Source organism: Nitrosospira sp. Nsp13 (genome assembly GCF_900101945.1).
GTDB classification, from domain to species: Bacteria; Pseudomonadota; Gammaproteobacteria; order Burkholderiales; family Nitrosomonadaceae; genus Nitrosospira; species Nitrosospira multiformis_D.
This window is the reverse complement of the sequence record NZ_FMVD01000033.1, coordinates 1-5175: the sequence shown is the minus strand read 5'-3', so window position 1 is coordinate 5175 and position 5175 is coordinate 1. Positions and strand designations below refer to the sequence as shown.

General features: G+C 48.2%; 5 protein-coding genes. 1 reads left to right on the top strand and 4 read right to left on the bottom strand.

From position 1 onward, the window contains the following. Positions 1-420: 420 nt before the first annotated feature. The 4 genes from BLO43_RS16100 to BLO43_RS16085 form a co-directional block, all read right to left on the bottom strand. Entirely contained in the window at positions 421-825 is a 405-nt protein-coding gene (locus BLO43_RS16100) for a hypothetical protein (protein WP_090908055.1), read from the bottom strand. Positions 826-879: 54 nt separating this feature from the next. Continuing rightward, a complete protein-coding gene (gene sucD / locus BLO43_RS16095; protein ID WP_090908053.1) occupies positions 880-1767 on the bottom strand; it encodes a succinate--CoA ligase subunit alpha in 888 nt (295 codons plus the stop codon). Beyond that, positions 1768-2958 (bottom strand): malate--CoA ligase subunit beta, encoded by a 1191-nt coding sequence (locus tag BLO43_RS16090; RefSeq protein ID WP_090908051.1) that lies wholly within the window; start codon positions 2956-2958, stop codon positions 1768-1770. Between the two features lie 270 nt (positions 2959-3228). Beyond that, a complete protein-coding gene (locus BLO43_RS16085; protein WP_074631677.1) occupies positions 3229-4176 on the bottom strand; it encodes an HpcH/HpaI aldolase/citrate lyase family protein in 948 nt (315 codons plus the stop codon). 550 nt (positions 4177-4726) lie between these two features. Between BLO43_RS16085 and BLO43_RS16080 the strand changes: the two genes are divergently transcribed. Further along, positions 4727-4981: a hypothetical protein gene (locus BLO43_RS16080; protein ID WP_090908048.1), complete on the top strand. Its 255-nt coding sequence runs from the start codon at positions 4727-4729 to the stop codon at positions 4979-4981. The last annotated feature ends 194 nt before the right edge of the window (positions 4982-5175 follow it).

Sequence of the window (5175 nt, the reverse complement as noted above, 5' to 3'; positions counted from 1 at the left end):
TGGGAAAGTTCGCCCATGAAGACGCCGCCAGCAGCGCCCCGCATGTCAGCGTTATGAGCCTCAGCCCAAGCTTGACAACCATCTCTCTTCTCCTTTTTTCCGTGGTCCATAAAGCACCGCAAGTTTGGCTGCGGCAATGTAATGCACGGGGTATCCCCATGATCTTCTCTGTCCTGTCCCCACCTGAGACAAAGACATCTATTTTTTATATTAAAACAATTTTATTGTGCCCGTACTTTAGCTCTGGTTTGTGTAAACAGGTAGCACCAGTACTACTACTCTTTCTGGTACCACGATCATCGCTTCAATTACCCCATACAATCAACCACCGAAAATGAAAACGCAGAAACCCTTTTCTCGTTATCACTTAAAATAGTTTGATGCGTACTCGAATGCTTCATCAGGTTTTCAGGCTTTCATCTAATTCATCACTAGCCAGAATACCAGGCTAGCCAGCACGCCGATCAGCACGATACAGAGAGTAAGCAGAATCTTTATCCGAACTCGAAATACTTCGATGGCTTCGACAACAAGCGCGTTTTGTTCGGCAAGCGACTTGATTAACTCAGTAGACGATTTTTGTTCATCGCTCAATTCAACGAGCCTTGCCTCTAACAGACGGACTCGTTTATTCAGGTTGGCAAGACTGCTGCCGGCCGTTGCAGCTGAAGACTCTGTTGAAGATTCTGTTGAGGATTCCGCGAAGATGCTTGCGTCAGTCTTTGTCGCCGAAAAGAGGCGTTTTGCCGCTTTGACGATATGCGGTGCCGACTCCAGCACATCCGCCCATGGAATAATCTTTAGCGCTGTCATCCAGATTGCCATGTATTAAGCCTCCACTCTCAAGCACATCCGATAAAAACCAGCTACGCATAAGACTTACATCCTGGCCAATACCGCTGCTACAGTGTCACCCATCGCGGCAGGAGTCGGGCAAATAGTGATACCCAGTTCCTTCAATACGGCTACTTTCTCCGCGGCGCTTTCTCCGGCCGACGAAATGATCGCGCCGGCATGCCCCATGCGACGGCCTTCTGGAGCGGTTAAACCTGCAATGTAGGCAATTAATGGCTTGCCCATATTTTCCTTAGCGAAAATACCGGCCTCAACCTCTTGCGGTCCGCCAATTTCACCGATCATGATTACTACTTTGGTTTCAGCATCCTCTTCAAATTTTTCAAGAATATCACGATGTGAGCTACCAATAATCGGATCGCCACCAATACCCACCGACGTCGATATGCCGATTCCCAATATTTTCATCTGATCAGCCGCTTCATAGCCCAGTGTGCCGGAACGGCCGACAATGCCAACATTCCCCTGAATATAGATATGCCCAGGCATGATTCCCAGCATCGCGCGTCCCGGACTAATTGTTCCGGCACAGTTCGGACCTGTCAGAACCATTCTTTCCTGGATAGGAAAACGACGCAAGAAGTTCTTGACGGTCATCATATCCTGAGTGGGAATACCATCGGTAATCGCCACACAGTATTTAATGCCAGCGTCAGCAGCTTCCATAATTGAATCCGCTGCGAATGCCGGCGGAACAAATACGATGCTGGCTTCGGCCCCAACCTGTTGTACAGCCTCTTTCACCGTATTAAATACAGGCAGATCCAAGTGCCGCTGGCCACCCTTACCCGGGGTAACTCCCCCCACGACATTAGACCCATAACGAATCATGTCCCGCGCGTGAAAGGTGCCGATTTTACCGGTGAAACCTTGAACGATGATGCGTGTACTCTCATTAACCAGGATTGCCATCTATTTTCCTTTATTTTCTTCCGCAACGACTTCATTGCGAGCCCGGACGACTTTATCAGCAGCTTCCGCCAGTGTGCCTGCCATAATGATGGGCAAGCCGCTCTCAGCAATGATCCGCTGGCCCTCTTCAACATTTGTGCCTGATAACCGCACAACCAGCGGAACGCTCATATCGATATTCCTGACCGCATGCACGACCCCTTCGGCGATCCAATCGCAACGATTAATTCCGGCAAATATATTGACCAGCATTGCCTTGACACCTTTGTCAGCCAGTACCAGGCGAAATGCTTTTTCCGTACGCTCCGCGGACGCACCACCGCCAACATCAAGGAAGTTCGCGGGCTCACCCCCGGCAAGCTTGATCATATCCATGGTGGCCATGGCCAGACCCGCGCCGTTAATCATGCAGCCGATATCCCCATCCAGGCCCACATAGCTCAGGCCGTGGTCCGCAGCCGCCACCTCTCGGGGATCTCCCTGGGTTTTATCCCGCAACTCGGCAATTTCATGACGGCGAAACAGAGCATTGTCATCAAAGCTCATCTTGGCATCCAGTATGATTAATTCGCCGCTACCGGTGATAACCAACGGATTTATTTCCAGCATACTTGCATCAAGGTCGCGCAGCGCACGATAGCAGCCTTTTATGGTTCTGACGGCATGAATGAGTTGCGTAGCCTCCAGCCCTAATGAGAACGCCATCTCGCGCGCCTGAAAATCCTGGAGACCGACAGCAGGTTCAATGTAAATTTTTTTGACTGCTCCGGGATTTGTCTCAGCCAATTCCTCGATTTCCATTCCACCTTGGGCGGAACCAACCATGACAATGCGTTCTGAGCTTCGGTCAATCAAAAAACAGAGATACAGTTCTTTAGCAATATCCGTTCCCGCTTCGATATACACTCTTGAACAAATCTTACCCGCCGGCCCGGTTTGATGGGTAATCAAGTTTTTTCCCAACAGTTCTTCTGCAGCCTCTTCAACTTCATCATGCGTGTTGCAGATCTTGATGCCGCCCGCTTTACCACGCGCTCCGGAATGAATCTGCGCCTTTACCACCCAAACATTTCCTTCGATCTCTCTGGCGCGCTGGACACTTTCTTCGGGACTATAAGCTAAACCACCTTCTGCGATCTTGACGCCATATTTTGCCAAAATCTCTTTCGCCTGATACTCGTGAATATCCACTACATCACCTTAACTGTTTAAGAAAAAAATAATTCTAATTCACTTGAATTTTAATCGGACCCATAAACAAATCAGCCCGTTACCGCGGAAACGAGTGACAAACCGGAAATGACCGACGCTGCGTCCGGGATTATGCGTATTTCCATCGTGAGTAACACTCCTTCGCCATGCGCGGCAATGCATCACTCATCCGCGCCGGTAGAAGCCACAACCGAAGGAAAGGGCCGCGACAGACGGGTGGTTCCTTAAGGGGTCGCTAAAATATCATTATCAGGTTTTTGCAGCGATTGCCTCTGCCATTTTAACGACGTTGTTGGCCATTCTTGCCGAGGCAGCATCAATCAATCGACCATCCAGCGCAGCCGCTCCCTTGCCTTGAGCCGCTGCTTCCGCTAACGCGGCCAGAATACGGTGTGCTTTCTCAATTTCCCCGGCAGGCGGTGTGAATACATCATTTGCGAGCACAATTTGTGACGGATGGATAGCCCATTTGCCTTCACAACCCAACGCGGCGGCTCTTTTAGCCGCCAGTTTATAACCATCGGGATCCTTAATATCGCCAAAGGGGCCGTCTATAGGACGCAGGCCATAGGCACGGCAGGCAACTGTCATACGACTGATGGCGGCATGCCATTGATCGCCTGGATAATCCGGATTGAGTCCGCCAATATTCGTCGTTCTGGCACGATTACTGGCAGCGTAGTCGGCCACACCGAAATGCAGCGCTTCGAGACGGCCCGATACGCCGTTACGGGCAATATCCTCTACATTAGCCATGCCCAAGGCAGTTTCAATCAGCGCTTCAGTACCAATTCTATTCTTTAGCCCCTGCTGCATTTCCAGCTGATTCAGCATGGCTTCCACCATATAGACATCAGCATAAACCCCTACTTTTGGAATCAAAATGGTATCAATTCTGTGGCCCGCTTGTTCGACCAGATCAACTACGTCGCGAACCATAAACTGCGTATCCAGACCATTTATACGCACTGAGATTGTTACGCCATGACCTTTCCAATCAAGATCATTGAGCGCTTCGATTACATTTTTACGTGCTTTTATTTTGTCATCGGGAGCGACCGCGTCTTCAAGATCAAGAAAAATGAAATCCACGCCGCTTTTCATCGCTTTCTCAAACATACCCGGGTTCGATCCCGGAACAGCCAACTCGCAGCGCTGCACACGTAGGACAGAAGCTTCATATAATGTGTGACTCATTTTCTCCTTCCTGATTTAGGCAATTTAATTGACAGGGTCCGAATTTTTATTTTCCCCGGATGAATCAAGAAAAATAACACCCGGCATTTATTAAATAACCCGCCATTCTACTTTTGAAGACAGCAATGTCAATTTTTTACATTTATCGAGAAAACTGATGTCCTATCGGACTTAAAGAAAATCGGTCGCAAAACTTTCGATTCTCCAAGTCCAACAGGAGTTAACATTTTCGTCCTAACGCTCTGAATCGACTTTCAAGATCATTATTTTTCAACCGGGTAACGTGCTTTGAGTGTACTTCCAATCCCTATCGATGCGATTAAGTGCTTGATTCGTCCAGCCCGCGTCTCTGAATACTTAAACTCAAATTATCCATGAAATCTTTTGAAAATCTACTCGAGCTGCCACACAAGACACTACCGAGAAAATGTAAAGGCTATCAAGCAATTAATGGAGATAGAGCAGAGAGATCAAGCCTCGAGACGATAGCTGACAGTTTAAGCGCAACCAGTTTTTTCGATTGTTGTCTGATAAACGTTGAGGAAAAATAATGACGTTTATAATTGAGAAAGATCCGGGATTGATTCCACAAATCCACTCAGGAATATTGGATCCCCGTGTGAGTAGAATGAATTATCGTAAAAATAGTGAATTATTTTATAGCTACCTGGCAGTTACATCGCTCCTTGATCCCGATGGTGAGGCATTTTATTTTCTGGGGGTACAATATGATGTAACACGGCGTATTCATGACAAGAAAAAGATTAAGCGATTGACTGATCGTCCTGAATCCTTGAGGAAATAATCTCCAAAACCAACATGCATATTCCTCGCAGGCTGTCTGAAACGAAGCCAAGGAGTCATAGAATGTCACACAAGTCATCTAATGAACGCTTCAAAAAGGCCATTGACGCATCCCTCCGGCCTGTATTAGTGGGTGGTCTGAAAGGGATCGAGAAGGAAAGCCTGCGCATCACCCGCGCCGGATCCCTCTCGCAA